Annotated in this window: 15 protein-coding genes, 3 tRNA genes and 2 pseudogenes; 9 read left to right on the top strand and 11 right to left on the bottom strand. The window is 37.0% G+C overall.

The genetic code is table 11. The features are described 5' to 3' along the window. Positions 1-66: 66 nt before the first annotated feature. The 10 genes and pseudogenes from FTU17_RS12925 to FTU17_RS12880 all read right to left on the bottom strand — a co-directional run bounded on the left by FTU17_RS12925 (position 67) and on the right by FTU17_RS12880 (position 13,671). Positions 67-402, bottom strand: coding sequence for a hypothetical protein (locus FTU17_RS12925; protein ID WP_218955555.1), 336 nt, complete (start codon positions 400-402; stop codon positions 67-69). An 80-nt stretch (positions 403-482) separates the two neighbouring features. Further along, positions 483-2,453 (bottom strand): integrase, encoded by a 1,971-nt coding sequence (locus FTU17_RS12920; protein ID WP_180135655.1) that lies wholly within the window; start codon positions 2,451-2,453, stop codon positions 483-485. Beyond that, positions 2,446-4,050 (bottom strand): site-specific integrase, encoded by a 1,605-nt coding sequence (locus FTU17_RS12915; protein ID WP_180135654.1) that lies wholly within the window; start codon positions 4,048-4,050, stop codon positions 2,446-2,448. Before FTU17_RS12915 ends, FTU17_RS12920 begins: the two co-directional genes overlap by 8 nt. Continuing rightward, on the bottom strand, positions 4,025-5,326 hold the full coding sequence (locus FTU17_RS12910; protein WP_227554671.1) for a tyrosine-type recombinase/integrase: 1,302 nt from the start codon (positions 5,324-5,326) through the stop codon (positions 4,025-4,027). Before FTU17_RS12910 ends, FTU17_RS12915 begins: the two co-directional genes overlap by 26 nt. 90 nt (positions 5,327-5,416) lie before the next feature. Then, positions 5,417-5,815 (bottom strand): annotated as a pseudogene (locus tag FTU17_RS12905) (site-specific DNA-methyltransferase); the annotation flags it as partial. A 24-nt stretch (positions 5,816-5,839) separates the two neighbouring features. Then, complete coding sequence (locus FTU17_RS12900; protein ID WP_180135653.1) at positions 5,840-8,557, bottom strand: ATP-binding domain-containing protein; 2,718 nt, start codon at positions 8,555-8,557, stop codon at positions 5,840-5,842. Positions 8,558-8,559: 2 nt separating this feature from the next. Further along, complete coding sequence (locus FTU17_RS12895) at positions 8,560-9,240, bottom strand: DUF4391 domain-containing protein (RefSeq protein WP_180135652.1); 681 nt, start codon at positions 9,238-9,240, stop codon at positions 8,560-8,562. 2 nt (positions 9,241-9,242) lie between these two features. Beyond that, positions 9,243-12,518 (bottom strand): helicase-related protein, encoded by a 3,276-nt coding sequence (locus FTU17_RS12890; protein WP_180135651.1) that lies wholly within the window; start codon positions 12,516-12,518, stop codon positions 9,243-9,245. Positions 12,519-12,958: 440 nt separating this feature from the next. Then, a complete protein-coding gene (locus tag FTU17_RS12885; protein ID WP_168378832.1) occupies positions 12,959-13,351 on the bottom strand; it encodes a SirB2 family protein in 393 nt (130 codons plus the stop codon). An 8-nt stretch (positions 13,352-13,359) separates the two neighbouring features. Beyond that, positions 13,360-13,671, bottom strand: a complete 312-nt coding sequence (locus FTU17_RS12880) for a BolA family transcriptional regulator (protein ID WP_180135658.1) — start codon at positions 13,669-13,671, stop codon at positions 13,360-13,362. A 242-nt stretch (positions 13,672-13,913) separates the two neighbouring features. On the opposite strand from FTU17_RS12880, the gene FTU17_RS12875 reads away from it, so the two are divergent. The 3 genes from FTU17_RS12875 to FTU17_RS12865 all read left to right on the top strand — a co-directional run bounded on the left by FTU17_RS12875 (position 13,914) and on the right by FTU17_RS12865 (position 14,231). Then, positions 13,914-13,986 (top strand) — tRNA-Gly (locus tag FTU17_RS12875). A 47-nt stretch (positions 13,987-14,033) separates the two neighbouring features. Next, a tRNA-Gly gene (locus FTU17_RS12870) sits at positions 14,034-14,109 on the top strand. A gap of 46 nt (positions 14,110-14,155) precedes the next feature. Further along, a tRNA-Gly gene (locus tag FTU17_RS12865) sits at positions 14,156-14,231 on the top strand. A 456-nt stretch (positions 14,232-14,687) separates the two neighbouring features. Here FTU17_RS12865 and FTU17_RS12860 read toward each other — a convergent pair. After that, positions 14,688-14,891: a helix-turn-helix transcriptional regulator gene (locus FTU17_RS12860; RefSeq protein WP_180135650.1), complete on the bottom strand. Its 204-nt coding sequence runs from the start codon at positions 14,889-14,891 to the stop codon at positions 14,688-14,690. Between the two features lie 110 nt (positions 14,892-15,001). On the opposite strand from FTU17_RS12860, the gene FTU17_RS12855 reads away from it, so the two are divergent. The 6 genes and pseudogenes from FTU17_RS12855 to FTU17_RS17680 form a co-directional block, all read left to right on the top strand. Next, positions 15,002-15,217 (top strand): hypothetical protein, encoded by a 216-nt coding sequence (locus tag FTU17_RS12855; protein WP_001054887.1) that lies wholly within the window; start codon positions 15,002-15,004, stop codon positions 15,215-15,217. A 13-nt stretch (positions 15,218-15,230) separates the two neighbouring features. Then, positions 15,231-16,412 carry a site-specific integrase gene (locus FTU17_RS12850; protein ID WP_180135649.1) on the top strand — a complete coding sequence of 394 codons (1,182 nt, stop codon included), beginning with the start codon at positions 15,231-15,233 and terminating at the stop codon, positions 16,410-16,412. Next, positions 16,405-16,653 carry a hypothetical protein gene (locus FTU17_RS12845; protein WP_180135648.1) on the top strand — a complete coding sequence of 83 codons (249 nt, stop codon included), beginning with the start codon at positions 16,405-16,407 and terminating at the stop codon, positions 16,651-16,653. Before FTU17_RS12850 ends, FTU17_RS12845 begins: the two co-directional genes overlap by 8 nt. A gap of 68 nt (positions 16,654-16,721) precedes the next feature. Continuing rightward, positions 16,722-17,288: a DUF1376 domain-containing protein gene (locus tag FTU17_RS12840; RefSeq protein WP_180135647.1), complete on the top strand. Its 567-nt coding sequence runs from the start codon at positions 16,722-16,724 to the stop codon at positions 17,286-17,288. Between the two features lie 10 nt (positions 17,289-17,298). Beyond that, a complete protein-coding gene (locus tag FTU17_RS12835) occupies positions 17,299-18,045 on the top strand; it encodes an ATP-binding protein (RefSeq protein WP_180135646.1) in 747 nt (248 codons plus the stop codon). Positions 18,046-18,344: 299 nt separating this feature from the next. Beyond that, positions 18,345-18,617 (top strand): annotated as a pseudogene (locus tag FTU17_RS17680) (IS982 family transposase); the annotation flags it as partial. Between the last annotated feature and the right edge of the window lie 125 nt (positions 18,618-18,742).

Below are 18,742 nucleotides of genomic sequence, written 5' to 3'. Positions count from 1 at the left end.
GAATTTTAAATATGCGACATATATTGTCGCATTTTGCATATATAAGTTTCTGTGTCAAAAAAGAAATTAATCTGTCTGTCCTCGATCAATTTGTAATAGGCCTTTATTTAGCTTTTCACGAGATATCCCATGTGTATAGGCGTTGTACTGCCAAACCACAAACTGTTCCAACAAGGCAACATTCTCTCTCTCTAACCGTTCAACCTCACGAGTCAAACGTTCGATACGCTGCGCTGCAACTGCAAGGGTTGCTGGAATCTTTAGATCTTTGACATCATTTTTCTCTCGCTCTTTAGCTAGTCTGTAGGCTCCAGCCACTCGACTAAACTTGTGCAAGGTTTGCCTAGTAGGCTTGAAACCTATAGCTTTTACACAAGCTGCACAGAGAGCCTCCCAAGTCAAACTACCATCCCATCCATCAAGTAGCTCTATGATTACCTCAATATCCTTGTCAGTTAGATGACGTGATTTTTTTCCCACTGTTAATCCTCTGTTAATAAACGTGCTCTATCAAGAAAAGCTTCATTGTTTTTACGTGCTCGGGCATCTATTGCTCTTTTCACAGGACTGTACTCCTGAAGGTTATGCAGTTTAATCACAGAGCCATTGGGTACGGTTGGGTCTTTTAGGATGCGAAGTAATTCTTCCGCTCTTTGTAGTGTCATTTTTGTATGTTCATACCACCTATCTACGCCAGCTATACCTTCAGTAATATTAACGTCCATCTTTTCTATCAAAGCTTTATTGTGTTCATAAATGATCTGAACATTTTCAAGGCGCTTATCCCCTTTGACACAAACCTGCTCAGTGCAATTTAAACAATCAAGAAACTTTTGGCATGGAGACATTGTATAGTCATGAATACAATAGCCAATTTCAGTGATATGGGCAGTAGGTATGGCTAGAATATTGAAAGCTTGACGATCAATAGGAAGCTTTTCAGAAATTTTTTGCCGTAGTTCCTCCAAAGGACTATCCACCATCAGGTCGTTATCCCTACTTCGTATCATGTCAACTATTTCGAATTCTGACATATGATCATAAACACGGTTTTGTTTTACTTCTATTCGACCAGACCATCTAGCAATGTCAATTTGGCTCATACCACCTCTTTGAGCCATTGTATTAAGCAAGTGTCGCAGCGCATGCGACTTTAATTTTACAGGTGTACCATCTGCATTTTTATATCCATGACGCTCAAAGAAACTTCCATTAACAGTTGAGCCATTTTCAGAAATCCGTGAGATTAAAGTATCTCTATTGGCCCTAAATACATTAACCTTAGAAATATTTCGACTACCCGAAGGTGCAAGCTGGCCTTGTTGAAAACAAAATAATGCTTCCGAGAATTTAATGTTTCTACTCTTATCAAAGAGTGGAAAATCTTTGGGCTGCTTTTTAATTATCTCTTTTTGGATAATAGATAAAGTAGCTTCCTTCATCTTCATAATCTTATTATCAAAGACCCCTATAGCTTGAAGCCTTTGCTTAAGTGTTAAGTACTCATCGTCACTAACACTAGGGCATTCGATATGTCGGTAAAATTTATCTGGATTTTCTTCATACCATTTAGATATTCGCCTAGCTTCTTCTGTTATAGAACGAATCCGCCTGATAGCCTCTTGAGCAAGACTAACCATAGGTGTAGGCACCCATTTAATTTGAGGAGGTGCTCCTTTCCCTGGCAAAAACCTAATACCATAGGCTTTTGTACCATCACGCTTAGTTTCATGTACCTCACAGTTTACGTGTAAAGATAACACTTCACTTACACGCGAAGGTACACATAATAACAATGCACAAGTAGATGTCGTAAATATATCACTAGGTACATGTGGATTACTGGCAAACACTTCGGCTAAAGCATTTAATGCTACTTCAGTCGGTAGTTTTTTCTGTCGTATTTTTTCAGCCTTTAACCCCGTCCTCACAGTATCAGCAGCTCTAGGATTGGGATTAGTCCATTCAATATGATTTGGAATTAATTTTTTTTCATTAAGAAACTCTACTAACTTCTGTAAATTCCTACCAATATGATAGCAACTACTTGGCGTATAACGCTCTCGTGCTAATTCAGCAGCCTGATCAAGTATCGCAGGCGTCAGAAGTGATATATCTGAATTCAATCCAGATTCAATTAAGGCTTTATCCAAACACTTAAATATAGTTCCTTCATATCGTGCCTTGTGTTGCTTTTTAAAACTAAATGTATAACGAACATAAGATTTGGCGAAATCTAGCAACGGCTGTTTTAATACACTTGGAGAATCTTTTTTATTCGTTGAAACATCCCAATTACCAAAAAAGATGGATGCATCAGCCCAGTGATTATCCTCCCAAGAAAAGTTTGGTGAGAATAAGGTAAGCTCATGCCTACAAAACCTAATAAAATCGTACATATTTTTACTTGATTTTGCTTTGTTTTGAGGGATGAATATTAAAATATTACTCATCACTCACCCCACTGTTGCAATTTTTTAAAGCCAATTTCCTTTCATTACACAATTCTACAACCTGGCTTACAGCAAATATTGTTCTATCATTAACGGAGGCAATCGTTTTATCCTGAGTTCTTGCAAGTATTTCTTTTCTTTTTGTTATTAAACTTTCAAGAATAGCTTCATGTGGGCCATCCAGCCATGGCTGAAAGTGATAGCATGTATAACATGCAATAGGAGCCAACGCTGAGCAAAAACTATGAGTTCCACAAGTTCCTACACCTTCACCAGTATCCCTATTCATTATCCTGCTAGATATTTCATTGCCACGATTAGCATATTTTTCATGGATTACAAGCGTTCCAGCGAAGGCTTGTGCTATAGGTGCTAATTGCATTGCCAACGCCTTATCAAGGCTAGTCAGATGCTCTGGTGTATTCTCAGTATAGATATGAGCACTTTGAGTGTCAGCATGATCGAGTAGTCTGGCTATTATGAGTAAACCATAGCCCTCTCTTGCAGCCCTTGAGGCCAAAGTTCTACGAAGCCTAAGTGGAAAGATTTTTATAGGTTCCCCAGTTCTTTCTGAAACAAGCCCTATATGTGATATTACTTTATTTAGTATGTCCCTTAAATGATCCGCAGTTGCATGAAATAAATCTGTTTCAAGATATTCATTCATACTAGAACAACCATTTTCTTTAATATGAATGTCTATTTTTGCCCAAGAAGGGAAAAGAGGCAGCATATCTAAATCAAAGTTTGATATAGGTATGAGAGATTTAGCTTTAACTTCTAAATCGCATACGTATGTTCTAAGCAGATGCCCCAAATCGGGAGACAAAGCGTAATCACTAAATTTTTTTCGCCAAATATCTCTTTGCTTTACTTTTGGTACTCTTAATAAGTCAAACTTATTTCCATCAATAACGGTAACACCTACAAAATCTTTAACTTTCAAATTTGCTATCTGGATTGGACGCCTACCAGTTGCTAAAAATAGTTTGGCAATCACCATCTCTTTCAGACTAATCTTGCCTTCTTCAAATTCTTTAGATAACCCACTGTATAGTCCTTCATACTCCAAATCAGACAAAGGACCTTCATATGGGCAAAGTAGTCTAACGGCCTTACCTTTTTCAGCATTTTTAACTCGTAACTCTTTGATTACCTCAAGGACATCGGTATTTATGCCCTCATAACCAAATTCATGCCATTTCTTCAGAAAAGTTAGCACTTGGGCTATATTATGTTTTTTATTAGGATCGAGCGAAGAATAGTAATTAATAACATGCCGACCTGAAACTAAAGATATTAATCTTCCGTCAGCATTCGCACAAAACTGAAAAAATAATTTTGTATAGTGATTTATGGCTTTAGCGTACCCAGCAGAATTATTCTGAACATAATGCAATAAAACTCTCTTATAGCTTTCATGAAACTTAAATTCGAGTACAGAATAAATCCAATTAAAGTTTACTGCACAAACCTTAGATACAACCCAACGTTCATCATGATAGTTAAATTCATACCCATTCCTAGATAACAGCTTTTCTGTATTGTGAATGGATAAGGAGGAAGCTTTACTACTTATTTTTATTGATTCCATCATCAATTTCCTTTTGTAATAATATACTTACCTGATGTGCCTTTTTCTCTATATGTCTTTGGGTATAAGTCTTTGAGGTACCAGAACCTTCTGCCCACCCCATGAGATTAGATCTTAGCTTTTCTTCTTCCGCTTCAGATATACCTTGCTCATCCACTTTCTCTGAGAACATATCATTCCAAGTGTGGCGAAATATATGTGGTGTTAAATCGGACAGCTCATCAATACTTTCACGAACCTGATTTATGATTTTATAAAGCCCACTTGATGATAATGGTTTTCCACAATATGGCCCAGACTTGTAAGTAACGAACAGAAAGTCATGCTTATTAGCTCCAACTACTTGAGACCTTTCTCTAAGTATATAGTCATGTGTTCGTTCTGCTAGCTTTCTGCTAATAGGCAACAATCTATCAAAAGTTTTAGCAACTGGCTGTTTTAACCTTGGATCATAAACATCATCGTGACGTCTATGTATATGCAGTGTGTTGTTTTGAAAATTAAAGTCTGAAATTTTTATTGATAAAAGCTCTCCTAGCCGTATTCCTGTCTTATACAAGATTTCAAATATTAGGCTATCACGCTCTTTTGTCTCCGTGGAGAAAGGTAAATCTATGCTATTTGGATTAATAATTCTTAGCACTATATCTCTTTGATTGTCTGCTAATCCTTTTTTAGGATTTCGAGAAGAAATTGATCTTGTTGGTCTCCTAGCTTTCAAGCTTCTTACCATGCGTGAGATACCGAGCGATATATCACTATTTATAATTTGGTTTCTCTCACTTATAACGTGTTTTGCAAGCCAATCTATATAATTAGCAACATAAGATATTCTTATATAAGCAGTTGAGCTAGAAATTGATTCTTCACTTCGAATTTTAGCTCTATGCAGTTCTTTTCTTTGGTTCCTACAACTTTTAAAGCCTTCATAAATTTTTTCATCTTTTTTCCCTTTCAGATAGATGCAGAGATGTTCTATCTGTTCAGTTGTTAAAAACTGCTTTGCTGAGAAAATTTCTTCTAGAACAATATTTGATGAATGACTCCATTCTATTAGCAACTTTATGGCATTTAGATGTGCTTCTATTGTATTTGGTGCTTTTGCGGAATTCCTGAGTTTGCTCGTAGCAAAAAGTGTTGGATACCAAATAGGCATTCCTTTGTCATCTACCAACAGTGAGTAGCGTTCACCTGACTTAAATTTAGTCCTGATGAGTTTCATTGTTATGACTACAAAATTTACATAATTACATGGTATATCATTACCAAATTTATTCAATTATTATTTTTACTTTTAGTTTTTAAATATAATTCAAAATATTAAATACTTATGAACTAATTTTTACATTTTCATCATTGGTGTATATAAGTATGGTGGGTCAATGTAAATCATTTTGACCTTACCCAAATAATTCTCTTGCAGAAGTTTTAAGGCTTCTAGGTTATCACCTTCAATAAACAAGTTTTCTGTGCTATCAAAATTAACACTTTCTTCACGGCATGGACGTAAGGTTTTCGCAATTGGTGCATTCGCTGTTAAAATCGCTTCTTTTTTACCTACCCAATCAAGACGATAGCGTTCCTGCTCACCTTCAACCAAAACTTGTGAAAGTTCTTGTTTAAGCAAATCAAAATCAATGGCTTTTTTTAGCTCACCATTTTCACCTTGTGCTTCCGTCACACAGTTTGGGAATAGTGCTGCAATTTTTTCGATGTTGCTATCGACTAGGTTAGGGCTGTGCATTTTTAACTGGTCTTGGTTTGACATCTTCATCATCTCAATCATTTAATCTTAAAAATCTAAACTTTCCATATCCCAGTTTTCACCAAAATATGGACGTAATTGTTCAAGTGCTGATGGCAACTCACCAGTACAAGTCACCCCTAAATAATTGGCTGCTCGGGTTGCACCGACATATAAAAACTTCTGATATAAATCAGGATACTGCTGTAACAGTTGATCTACGCCAACAAAAAATACAGCCTCAAACTCTAACCCTTTAATATACTCGATACTACATACACGTACATCCGTTGCATTGCCTACACTTTGACCTTGCAAACATGCAATCGCTTTTAAATTAAACTCATCTAAATTTTCTGTAAGTTTTTTCGCCATCGGCTGTACATCAGTTTCATCTTTTACCAAAACTACAATAGAAGGTAAAAGTTGCTCTTCTGCATGATTTGTATTGACTAAGCGTTCAATTTCACTAATACGCAGTGTAATCCAGTGGGCAATATCATCTAAATCATCATGATATTCTGCAATCACGGGGGCTAAACCCTCAAAGTCTGTAAACTTTGGCAATTCAGAACGTGCCTGTGTATCTTGTTCATCCATTAAATCTAAAATGGCATGGGTAAATTCATTTAATTTTGGACTCTGACGATACACTGTATTAATACGTGCAATTTTTAAATCAGGTGAAATCCACTCGAGTAAAACTAGATCTTTAATCCCTTGTGTAGTTAATCGTTGGTTAAAGTCACCACACGCAAAAAATGAATTAAGTAATGGATTCGTCATGGCTTGCATACAAGCAAGTTGTAGCGCAGAAAAATCTGTGGCTTCATCCACCATAATTTGGTCTTTAAACAAACCTTCACGTAAACCCTTAAGCTCTTGAAAAGCAATTTCATTAAGGTTTCTAACAATGTATGGCTCTTTCAACAAATCTTTTAAATTACGTAAAATCACCAACAAAATTAAATCTAATTCTGCTTGTGAGATCTTTTGTATCTCTAATTTTTCTTTGCTATAAAAATGTTGGTAATGCTCTTCTTTCCTAAATTTTTTATACAATCCTACAGGTTTTTTATAAACACGTTTCCAACAGTTTAGGTTATGACGTAAACCATTTTGTAAAGTAATACTTCGCCCCAATTGTAGTAATCGCTCATCTGAAGGAAGCTTTTCCCCTAACCATTCAGCAATTTTGGCATCCTTACTACCTTTCTTAAACGTTTTTTTCAAATAGTGATAACGTGCTAATTTTTTTAAAAACTTTTGATATTCGACTAAAGATTTTGCTTCTTGTGAATGCGTGATAGAGCCAGCTTCTACTTCATCATCATCGTAATCAGCCTCTTCATCATCTTCTTCAGCATCTACATTTTTGAAGTTATTTAAAAATCGAGCTAATTCTTTAAAAATACCTTTATTTATGTTAAAAAGTAAATTCCGCTCTTCTTGTATAATTTTATCGCTCACTAATTTTTCACTTTCGATCATTTTTTTAATTTGATTTTCTAGTTCAAAAAGTTGGCGATATTTATTCAATACTTTCGTATCACTTTCAATAATGTTACGAATTTTTACAATGAGTTTTTCATCATTTAAACCCGAGGCTTGCTGTAAAATTTTAATGCCGTTGTTTAACTCTAAATTTAAAGCATTTTCTATATAAGATTGAAAACTACTATATAAAAACTGTGGATCATCAACATATTGTTGTTTGATATTTTCACTTGTTTCTATCGAGAATCCTGAGCCATTTGTCGAGCTTCTTAAAATGCTAAAGTTCTTACGTGCAATATTTTTAGAATAATCTAACCAGGTCTTTAGATTATCTCTAATGGCTATGCCTTCTATATTAAATGCTTTAAATAAATATTCTTTTAATAGCTCTGAAGGCGTAAACATCAGCCAATCATTAAATCCCTGACCATCCCTACCTAATTTTTTTAAAAGTCCTTCTTCAAGCTCAGATAGTACTCCTTGAGATTTATCAAGTTTTTGTCCTAGACGTTTAATTAAAGTTGTGGTTTTACCTGTACCTGGTGGCCCTAAAATAATACGTTGTGAGTTTACGGGTAAACGAAAAATTTCATCTTGGTATTCATCAAGCGCTGCTTGGTTACGTAAAGACATGCCTGAGCGTATATTACGGGTCAAATTTTTAATTTTACCTGCTGTGGTCTGTTCTTCTTCGGCAATTGCTTGTAAATATGCTTCTACATCTATACCTTGCTCTTCTAAATTATCAAGCAATGCTCTAAAAGACTCTAGGTTAATTTTTTCTTCTTCTGAAAAAATTTCAACTGCAAATCCATCCCACAATTGTTCAACTTGGCGTGGTGTAAATTTAATTTTTTGACCAATATAATATTCTTGTTCCTTAAACGGAAAATCTGCACCTGGCGATAAAGATGCAATTCGCCCCATAGGGGCACGATAACTAACAAAATCAATCAGTTTTGTCCGCCAAACACTCAAGCCTGTTGGTGGAGCAACCTGTGAAATATAAATACTCCGACAATAATTTCCGTCAACATCTTCCAAATCCACACGCATAAATACAGGTTCACGTGCTAAAACTAAACTGTCACGTCGAATAGAATCAGAAGCAGTTTCTAAAGCCAAAAAAGCATTATCAGTAAATGAGTTAGCAGTAATTACATCCTGTGAATAACCTGACAGTTGTAATGCATCTTTTGCTTTATTTGAAATATCAGCAAGAATATCCACTGTATCTTGCGCAATTTCTTGAATTCCTTTATCTAACATGCTTACCCCTTTCTTACTTGAGTGAGTTGCGATTCTAATTCACTCACTTTTTTATTTAATTCAACCTTCCGATTAAACTGTTTTTCAGTTCTCAACTTGGATTTCAGCTTATCAAGCTGCTTTTGCAAGCTTTCAAGCTGTTGAGCTTTTTGCAATTTAAGTTCAATGGAAACAGATTCATCATCGTCTCCTGAATCTTCGCTTGATGTAATCGGCAATATCTGTGCGATGAAATGTTCATATAGATCAGCCAGTTTTAAGTAAAGCGGCAATTCAACACGATCTGCATCTTCCAACCACTCAGAAGCATAATATTGACCTATCACCGCTTTAGTTTTATCTGCTTGATTCAAACGCTTATAGGTTGCAACAACTTTCACTTTATCCTGATAAACAACTTCAAAAATAATTGGAGTGAGAATGAGTTTATCAATGAAAGATAGAATTGACACATCTAAATCTTCAACCCGACTTTTTACTCGAAAGATTTGAATTTCCTTCAAATCTTCCTGATCTTGGAGGTGAATTGTAGATGAAGCCAACTTGTACGCCCACCGTATATTTTCCACTTGATTAACAAATAGCTGTTCTATCTTGGTATTGGCTTTTCCTTGTTCATAAAACTTATTTTTCGGAATTAACCGATCCACTTTAGCCTGCTGCGGAAACTTGTATAACTTCATGCTTAAGGTTCTTCAATCACAATAAAGCTAATCAGCTCAAAGTCGTTTAATCCAGAAACCACATCTACCAACGCTGATGTAGTCAAGCCTGAAAACAGGCTATCAATATCCTTCTCAGCTTTTACGTCCTGAATGGTATGAATCACAATATCCAACAATTCTGAATATTGGCTCATATCTCGTCCATCATTGGTTTTCTCATTAAACTTTTCATACGCTTCAGGAATCGGATGATCTTTTCCTCGACATGCTTTACGTGCTATATCCAATAAATATTTGGCTTGGGTGTAGTCATAAACGACTTCACCGCCTTGATTAATATAAACTAAGTAATATGGATATAAACGGTTGCTTTGGCTGTTAGGCGACTCAGGATGTCGTGCTCTTAGGGTAAAAATGACTCCTGTATTTAAACCGAGTTCTGGCTGTGCAGGCACAACAGTATGTAATCCATTCGGTAATCGCTCCAATTCAGGATGCTCTTCCATATAGCCAAGCAAATCCATACGGAAGTCATTTAGACCTAAATCGGTAATAGAAACCCCTGTATTGGCATCTTCCAAGTCTAGTACTTCAGTTTGTAGCTTTTGCAATTGTTCACGACGATAGGCAATATCATTGGCTTGAGCACTGAGAACGTTATCATCTCCCGTACTGGTCATATCGACGATCACCATGCGATTCTCGACCCGTTCTCGCAAGTTAATATATTCATCCAGACTAATATCAGGCCAGTAATTAACGAGCTGAATGACGCTGTTTGATGAGCCAATACGATCCACACGCCCAAAGCGTTGAATGATACGTACAGGATTCCAGTGAATATCGAAATTAATCAAATAATCACAGTCCTGTAAGTTTTGTCCTTCAGAAATACAGTCCGTTGCAATGAGCACATCAATTTCTCTGGATTCTTCAGGAAATATGTCTGCTTTTTGCTTTGATTGTGGAGAGAATAGAGTCAGTAAGCCCTGCATATCATAACTTTGACGACTTCCCACTCTGGTCTTGATCGTTGAATTATTATCACTGCCGATCACTTTGGCACTGTGCAGACCATAGGTTTCTAGCAGGATCGGAGCAATATGTTCATAGATATAATTCGCTGTATCCGCAAAGGCAGTAAATATGATGACTTTACGGTTATTGGCATTAATTGGGTTCTGAATTTTTTCAACAACATGCTTTTTGAGATGTTGTAGTTTGGCATCCTTTTCAGCATTAATTGGCTGAATCATTCGCAGTAAACCGAGAATAATGTGGTAGTCACCATCTAGATCCGTTTTCCAGCTCAACAGATCCATATCAGCCAAATGAATTTTTAGCTTATTGCCAATAAGGTCTTCAGTATTAAGTAACTCACCATTTTCATCCTCATCATAGCCAAAGTCGGGTGAAATACTGACTTCATCATCCGCCTGACGAGCTTCAAAGTCCGCAATTTTAGCGAGTACATTTTCAATATTTTTCTTTAAAACGTTGAGCGTCAGCCTAAACGCATGGACAGAACTTTCTAGGCGTTTCAGCAAATTGACCGTCATCAAGGCCTGTAAACTTTTTTCACGGTCTACCTGTCTTAATTTACCTTTGCCTTCTACACGAGTATCAAAAATTTCTTCATACTTTTTTATAGCACTTGGAAAGATATAGCTGACTGGTGCATAGACTGACATCTTGATTAAAGACAGATCTGCATAAATTTGATTCAGAGAAACACTATCCTGATCTGTCGATAATGCACAACGGAATGAAATCGGCTTGAGTCGTTGAGGGAACTGTCCAATATCTTTGGTGTCATAGAAAGTTTGAATGTGTTTTCTTGAACGAGCAATTGTCACGCTATCCAAAAGCTTAAAGAAATCGAAATCTAGAAGGTTCAGAATCGCTTGAGTTGTCCGTTGGGCAGGATCTAGTTTTGCCCAGGCATTAAAGCTGGCCTGTGCTCTACGGAATATGGTTTCGATATCACGTTCAGTATCGAGCTTATTTTCCAATAGAGCTGCATTGCCTTCATAGGCAAGGGCGAGCTGATTCTTGAGGTCAGTAAAGTGATTATTTACTGGCGTAGCAGATAACATCAACACTTTGGTTTTCACGCCCTGACGAATCACTTGATTCATTAAGCGGTCATAACGTGTTTCACGATCCTTGAACGTGCCACGGTTGCGGAAGTTATGCGACTCATCAATCACAACTAAGTCATAGTTGCCCCAATTGATTTTCGCCAAATCTATACCTAGGGTTTCACCACCCTTACGAGAGAGATCGGTGTGATACAGCACATCGTAGCTAAAACGGTCTTTGGCAAAAATGTTCGTGACTAAATTGGCGTTATAATTCGTCCAGTTCGCTCCCAATTTCTTAGGGCATAAAACTAGAACACTCTTGTTTCGTAATTCGTAGTATTTGATCACAGCCAAGGCAGTAAATGTCTTACCTAACCCCACACTATCCGCCAAGATACAGCCATTGTAGGTTTCAAGTTTATTGATAATGCCTACGGCTGCATCTTTTTGGAAATTAAACAGCTTATTCCATACCAAGGTATCCTGATAACCTGTGAGATCATTCGGCATGACATCTGCATTGATATCTTCCAAGAAGTCTTTGAAGATGTTGTAAAGCATTAAGAAATAAATGCGTTCAGGGGGATTTTCCTGATATACAGACTCAATGTGTCGAATAATTTCACTGGTGACATCTTCAACTTTTGAGGGATCATTCCAAATTTGATTGAATAGCTGAATATAGGTTTGCACCATCGGCTGCTCATCAAAGCAGTTCACCATATTGGAAATCGCATTGCCTTTTTCAAAACCGAGTCCCATCGGGGTAAACCCTTGAATAGGCATATAGGTTAAGGACTGCTCAGGTTTTTGAATACTGATGAATTCTTGCATCGGTGCATTGCTGTTATTCGACTTAAATATTGCTTTTCGTCGTATCCAATCTGCACACTCTTTAGCAATTGCCTTTTGCGATAACTGATTTTTTAAGTGAATTTCAAATTCTGTCCCGTATAGACTGCTTTCACGGTCTTGCTTTGGAATCACAAATTCACGTTTCTCTTTCTTTAGCTTATCTGTCACATTATCCGCAACAAAGGTTGGTGACGTAAACACAAATTGCAGCTCTTCGATTTTTTCTAGTTCTTTTTTTAAAGCAGCATATGCATAAATGGAAAAGTATGAAGCAGCAATCTTTAGTCTAGACTTACTACTGAGATTTTCTCCAATATCTGAGCCTAATATGTTGTTAATATTATCGATGAGTTTCATAAGACTGAAGCAGAAAACATAAAAATTGTTGAATTATATCAGTCTTAAATTTTAGATGTGAAAATGAAAGGATCAAATGAATTAAAGGCAACGAGATGATGTGAATAAAAGTGTGAAACGTTAATATACAACCTAAATACTATGCTAATTCTTATAATAGTTTTCAGAGTTCAAATCATTAGATCACTCAGTGCTGTATTAGCTTTTGTAAAATACAAAATTAACTCACTAAATAAAAGCATAGATAATTACCTATGCTTTCTCAATAAGACTATCAAATATCTATTCGAATGAACTAAAAGAAGAGATTGACACAATTATGCATAAAAAGATCCATGCCCGAAAACTTTTTGGTTAAATACCACACGCGTACGCATTCAAAACCCTCTAATCTTTGTTTTTCTACTCAAGCCTTGAAATCGGCCATGTGGATAAGCCATTTATCCAAAAACTGGTTTGATTATAACCAATGTAATGATGAAAATAAGTGCAATAGCTGCAATAAATAAGCCCGCACGGCGCTGAACCAATAAAATACTGTCATCTTTTTTATACGCTTTAGATAAAGAAGACAGCAGCACCAAAAACAGCACAACTTTGGCATAGAACCATGGCTGCACATCAAAGTTCTTCATAAACAATAAGATAATTCCAGTCACGGCAATTAATGTCATTGAGCCATGTTGCAAAGCAACAAAAAACTTCCGCCCTGCCGGATTGGGTAAATTGCCCTGCGTCCCTTTAAACAACGTAAAAGCACGAATGAAAATGGCAGCACAGCCTAAAGCCACACCACACATATGAATGATTTTAATGATTAATTGCGTTTCCATGGCTCACCTTAAGATGACTTAGGTGCATGCGCACATTCAGGGCTAGTGGTGTCTTGACCTTTCCATTCTTCGGGTAAAAACGCATGAATGGCCAAGGCATGAATTTGCCCCGGACTAAGTAAATCACCGGCTGCGGCATAGACTTTTTGATGACGTTGCACCAAACGCAAACCTGCAAATACCTCACTCACGATCACTGCTTTAAAATGCGACTCTTTACCTGGGAAATAACCTCCATGACCTGCGGACTCATTCACCACTTCAAGATGTGTAGGCGCTAATGTCTGTAGACGCTCAATTAATTGCTGTTCTAAACTCAAAACGGCTCTCCCAAATTCAAAAAAAGGTTCAACTGGTCTTAGTATAGCCTGTATTTGTTCAAGTTCTTGTGTCGCAAAGTTGCTGAAACCATTTGAATTGCATGATTTCATCAAAATGGAAGCCTTCGACCTGCAAAAATCTTCCAATTTTCAAACAAATTGTTTTTATTTTATGCAAACGATGCACAGTTTTTCATAAAGTTATTGACCTGAAAAATCCTTAATGTATTATACGTGGCTATGCGGGAATAGCTCAGTTGGTAGAGCATAACCTTGCCAAGGTTGGGGTCGGGAGTTCGAGTCTCCTTTCCCGCTCAAAATTTTTTCATTCGGTTTTTTATTTAAAAAATTGGATAGACTCCGCGGGAATAGCTCAGTTGGTAGAGCATAACCTTGCCAAGGTTGGGGTCGGGAGTTCGAGTCTCCTTTCCCGCTCCAAATTTTTTTCGATTCAGTTTTTTAGTAAAAAAACAGGATAGACTCCGCGGGAATAGCTCAGTTGGTAGAGCATAACCTTGCCAAGGTTGGGGTCGGGAGTTCGAGTCTCCTTTCCCGCTCCAAATTCAAGAAGCCCTCATCGAAAGATGGGGGCTTTTTTATTTTTGATTTTATTATATTTTTTAATGCATCCACCTCTTACTCACTACTCAAAAATTAGGTCATTCATTCTGCAAAAATATAAATGGTGACCCAAAGTGACCCAAAAGTGCCTATAAACCTCTTTTATAAATCAAAGCCCTGTCAGATTTTTCAACTTATTATGCCTCTGCATCTCTAAATTAAAAATACATTCTTAAAGATCACTCACGCTAGTTCATCTTTTCTAAAATTGCTTACGGTGACCAAATTTGGTCACCGTAAGCAATAGAAACTTGTTTAAAGCAACCTACTAAATCTCAGATTAATAACAATCTCAATTGCACCAAATGGAGTTCTCAGCATAGCTTTAAAAAAAGGTGACCAAATTTGGTCACCTTTTTAAATACATAATAACTTTTAATTTCAATAAATTAAATTCAATTTTTTTCTAATTTCAATAGATCACCCACATCTACATTTAATAATAAACATAGTTTTTCAATCGTCTCAAAATCTATGCGAGTGGATTGGCCATTATATAACTTATGCAGCGTCGTTTTACTCATCCCCGTTTCACGCGCCACATCAGCCACTTTTATTCTTCGTTCTGCCAAAAGAACTGGTAAGTTGCAAACTATCATTAATTACCACCATTGTGTAATAAAGTACTTGCATGATGTATTAAATGCATTTATTATCGCATTGTGGTCTTAAATAACATCATTGTGATACTTTATTAAAGGATACAAATATGAATCTTACTTATATTACTACAAAAGAATTGGCAGAACGAATCCATTATAACGAACGTACCATCCGTAATCAGTTAAAGGATAGCGTTTTGATCGAGGGCATTCATTACATTCGCCCTTTTGGTGGGCGCAAAATTTTATATGTATGGGAGCGTATTGAAGAAGATATGACTAAAACCACTTTAGGCTCGTTACATAGCCTACAACTTCAGTAAGGAGAACATATTTATGGCTGCTATTCGTACTAGGTACGGTAAGTTATGTGTCGATTTTCGATACTTAAATATTCGTTGCCGTGAAACCACCGCTCTTGAAGACAATACTCAAAATCGAAAAAAGCTTGAAAAAGTGATTGAACGAATGGAAGCAGAAATCTTATTGGGTATTTTTGACTATGCTAAATACTTTCCAAAAAGTTCTCGTTTAAAAGAAATCAAAAATGCAGAAAACAGAGTAAATGAAATCAGCTCAAAAACACCTCTATTTTCTAAGTTCTGTGAAATCTGGTTCACTGATAAAGAAATAGAATGGCGTACAAGCTACAAGGAAAAAATTCAAATTGTGATCAGAAAGTACTTAATTCCTTTTTTTGGCACAATTCCGGTTATTAATATCAAAAAGTCAGACATTCTTGGATTCCGTTCATCCCTCGCCAAAGTGACTCACGGGAAAAACCAAGAATGCCTTTCACCATCAAGAATCAACCAGATTATGATAGCACTTCGCATGATACTCGATAGTGCTGCCGAACGATATGACTTTGACAGTCCTTATAAGAATATCAAGAACTTAAAGCAAGGAAAAATTGAAGTCACGCCTTTTTCATTAGAGGAAGTACATGCAATCTTGGCCACAGTTCGTGATGATTTTAAGCCTTATTATACTGTTCGATTTTTCACAGGTATGCGCACCAGTGAAATTGATGGGTTGCAATGGAAAAATGTGGACTTGCAACGTCGGGAAATCCATATTCGTGAGGCCTTGGTGAATGGGGAACTGGGTGGAACCAAAACCTATGGTTCTGACCGCACGATCCAAATGAGTGATCGGGTTTATCAAGCCTTTCTGCAACAGAAAAGCTTAAATAATGGTAAATCAGATTTTGTATTCTGTAATCGTGACGGTGGACCTCTCGATTACCGTCTGGTGAATAAACGTGTCTGGCATCCGATCTTACGCTTTCTAGGATTAAAGCCTAGAAGAGCCTATCAAACACGTCATACCGCAGCAACGCTCTGGCTGTCGGCAGGAGAAAATCCTGAATGGATCGCACGTCAATTGGGACATTCAACGACTGAAATGCTATTCCGTGTCTATAGCCGTTACATCCCCAATGTTACGCGTCGCGATGGTAGTGCATTTGAAGCCATGTTGGAAAAACTAAATACAGAGGAGCTTGCACATGAATAGTAAAGCTTTCTTTGGTGGTGTGGTCGTCAGTCCTGAAGCAGATATGGTCGCTCGTGAATTAATCCATGAGCTACACATTCCCAAACTGCACAATCTGGCCTTTTTGCTGGAAATCAATAAATGCTTCGATGACCACCAAGCATTGAGACTCTGGTTACAGCGAATGCTGGATGAAGGGCAAGCCCATTACGATGACTTGGCCCAACAGGCTCGTCTCCGGTTAATGAGCTTAGCTTCCTGATCAAATAAATATACAAGGTCATCTAATTGATGACCTTAGCCCTCTATACCTATAAGAAAGGTGAACACATGCATAAAGATATTTCAATTTGGATGCCACTTTATATTGGCGACTTACAAGCGAAATTTGCACGAATGACAGCAGAACAAATTGGTGCAGCACTGCTGTTAATGATGGATTTCTGGAAAAATGGTGCTATTCCTCATGACCTAGCAACAATATGTAGCATCACAAAATTATCGCAACATACCAAGGCTAAAACCTTGTTGAATACACTAATAGCCCTGGAATTGTTTGAAGTCGAATCTGAGCAGATTCATTCAAGTTTTTTAACCAGTTTAAAAAGCCAGGCATTGCAAAATCAGCAAATGAAATCTGATAAAGCTAAAAATGCAGCTCAAGCACGTTGGGGGAAATCCGCCAGTAATGCTCAAGCATCAGCCAAGCAACGAAAAGTAAATGCTCAAGCAACCCTTGAGAATAGCCCGAGTATTGCTCAAGTCATGCTTGAACCATGCCCTTCATCTTCATCTTCATCTTCATCTTCATCTTCATCTTCATCTTCATCTTCATCTTCATCTTCAAATTTTGAAGAAAAAAATGAGGTTTTTTTAGAAAATTCCAAATGGATTTAGGAGAATGACCATGAATACCATGCTTAAAACGCTCCAGTTTTGCGCAGAAACAACAGAAACACTTTGCCCTACCCATCATATACCCTTGATGGAAATTGCTGGTCACAAGCTCTGTAAATTGTGTGCGAAAGAAACCGTCCATCACTCACATGCAGCCTATGCAGATGAGTTGCAACAGCGATTGCTACAACAGAAAATCAGAAACTCAGGGCTCAATAAACGCTACCTGGACCGTGGCTTCAAGAATTATGTAGTTGCATGTCCTGCACAAGACAATGCCATCAAACTATGTCAGGCTTTTGCACAGCAGATTATTTCTGATCACAACCCGAACATGTTGATGATTGGTACACCGGGTACAGGTAAAACCCATCTGAGTGCATCAATTATTCGCAACATTCTGCATAACAGTACAAAATCTGCACGCTACTATACCAGTGCAGAAATTGCTCAAAAAATGATGGACACTTGGTCAGATGCTTCACGCTCTGAAAAGGAAGTTATCGAGCATTTCTCCAGTTTTGATTTATTAGTGATTGATGAATATGGCCTGCATGACCGGCATGAGAAACGCCTAGAAATGGTGCATAAGGTCTTATATAGTCGTTACGACAACATGAAGTCGACGCTGCTAATTTCCAATTTCACATTACAGAATATACAGCGGGATTTAGGTGTCCGATTATGGTCGCGGTTACATGAAAATAATTTGATTGTAGTGCCATGTTATTGGGATGATCAGCGGATAACCAAATAATACGACTCTTCACTTAAGCCAATTATCTCACTGAAATAATTGGCTTTTTAGTTACCAATATTCCCAAAATAATAGTCTTTACTATGTAAAAAATAGATAAAAAAATTCAAGAAGGGGGAATAAAGTCCTCTCATTTTTAATTTGAAACTCACAGGGTCGCTTGCTAAGTTGCATATATTAATATTTATACCAACTGGCTAAACTAACCTGAGTTCGATGTAAGAAAAAATAGAAGAAAAGCCTGTGCTTTTATAAGATATTGGTTATCAAGACAAAATCTAAAAGACAAGGCTTTTCTCATGGATCATATTACCGAATTATTCTGCACAATTGATGATTTCTGCAATAATTTTGAAGAATCTTTAGAAAAGGTACTCATCACAAAGCAAAAATATAGGAAAAGACAATCATCTCTAAGTCTGTCCGAGGCAATGACCATCGTCATTATGTTTCAGCAATCAGGCTTTCGCTTTTTTAAATATTTCTACCAGCAAATGCTGATTCCATTTTGGAAATCATATTTTCCCAAACTCATTAGTTACAACCGATTTATTGAAATTATGCCTAAATGTGAACCGTACCGGGTTTGTCGGAGACCACTTTTCTTGAGAGAATGTCCCGATGAAAAAAGTAAAATACACCCCTGAAATCAGAGATAGAGCGGTTCAATTATTGATTGAATCTGAAAAAGATTATC

It is taken from the genome of Acinetobacter sp. YH12070, assembly GCF_013419625.1.
GTDB classification, from domain to species: Bacteria; Pseudomonadota; Gammaproteobacteria; order Pseudomonadales; family Moraxellaceae; genus Acinetobacter; species Acinetobacter amyesii.
The sequence above is the reverse complement of the archived record's forward strand: the minus strand, read 5'-3'. Positions and strand labels throughout refer to the sequence as shown.

Coding starts and splice junctions, on each gene's coding strand:
- FTU17_RS12885 (WP_168378832.1), bottom strand. CDS start 13,351: ATGGAAACGCAATTAATCATTAAAATCATTCATATGTGTGGTGTGGCT.
- FTU17_RS12900 (WP_180135653.1), bottom strand. CDS start 8,557: ATGTTAGATAAAGGAATTCAAGAAATTGCGCAAGATACAGTGGATATT.
- FTU17_RS12860 (WP_180135650.1), bottom strand. CDS start 14,891: ATGATAGTTTGCAACTTACCAGTTCTTTTGGCAGAACGAAGAATAAAA.
- FTU17_RS12835 (WP_180135646.1), top strand. CDS start 17,299: ATGAATACCATGCTTAAAACGCTCCAGTTTTGCGCAGAAACAACAGAA.
- FTU17_RS12890 (WP_180135651.1), bottom strand. CDS start 12,518: ATGAAACTCATCGATAATATTAACAACATATTAGGCTCAGATATTGGA.
- FTU17_RS12855 (WP_001054887.1), top strand. CDS start 15,002: ATGAATCTTACTTATATTACTACAAAAGAATTGGCAGAACGAATCCAT.
- FTU17_RS12915 (WP_180135654.1), bottom strand. CDS start 4,050: ATGATGGAATCAATAAAAATAAGTAGTAAAGCTTCCTCCTTATCCATT.
- FTU17_RS12840 (WP_180135647.1), top strand. CDS start 16,722: ATGCATAAAGATATTTCAATTTGGATGCCACTTTATATTGGCGACTTA.
- FTU17_RS12920 (WP_180135655.1), bottom strand. CDS start 2,453: ATGAGTAATATTTTAATATTCATCCCTCAAAACAAAGCAAAATCAAGT.
- FTU17_RS12850 (WP_180135649.1), top strand. CDS start 15,231: ATGGCTGCTATTCGTACTAGGTACGGTAAGTTATGTGTCGATTTTCGA.
- FTU17_RS12895 (WP_180135652.1), bottom strand. CDS start 9,240: ATGAAGTTATACAAGTTTCCGCAGCAGGCTAAAGTGGATCGGTTAATT.
- FTU17_RS12845 (WP_180135648.1), top strand. CDS start 16,405: ATGAATAGTAAAGCTTTCTTTGGTGGTGTGGTCGTCAGTCCTGAAGCA.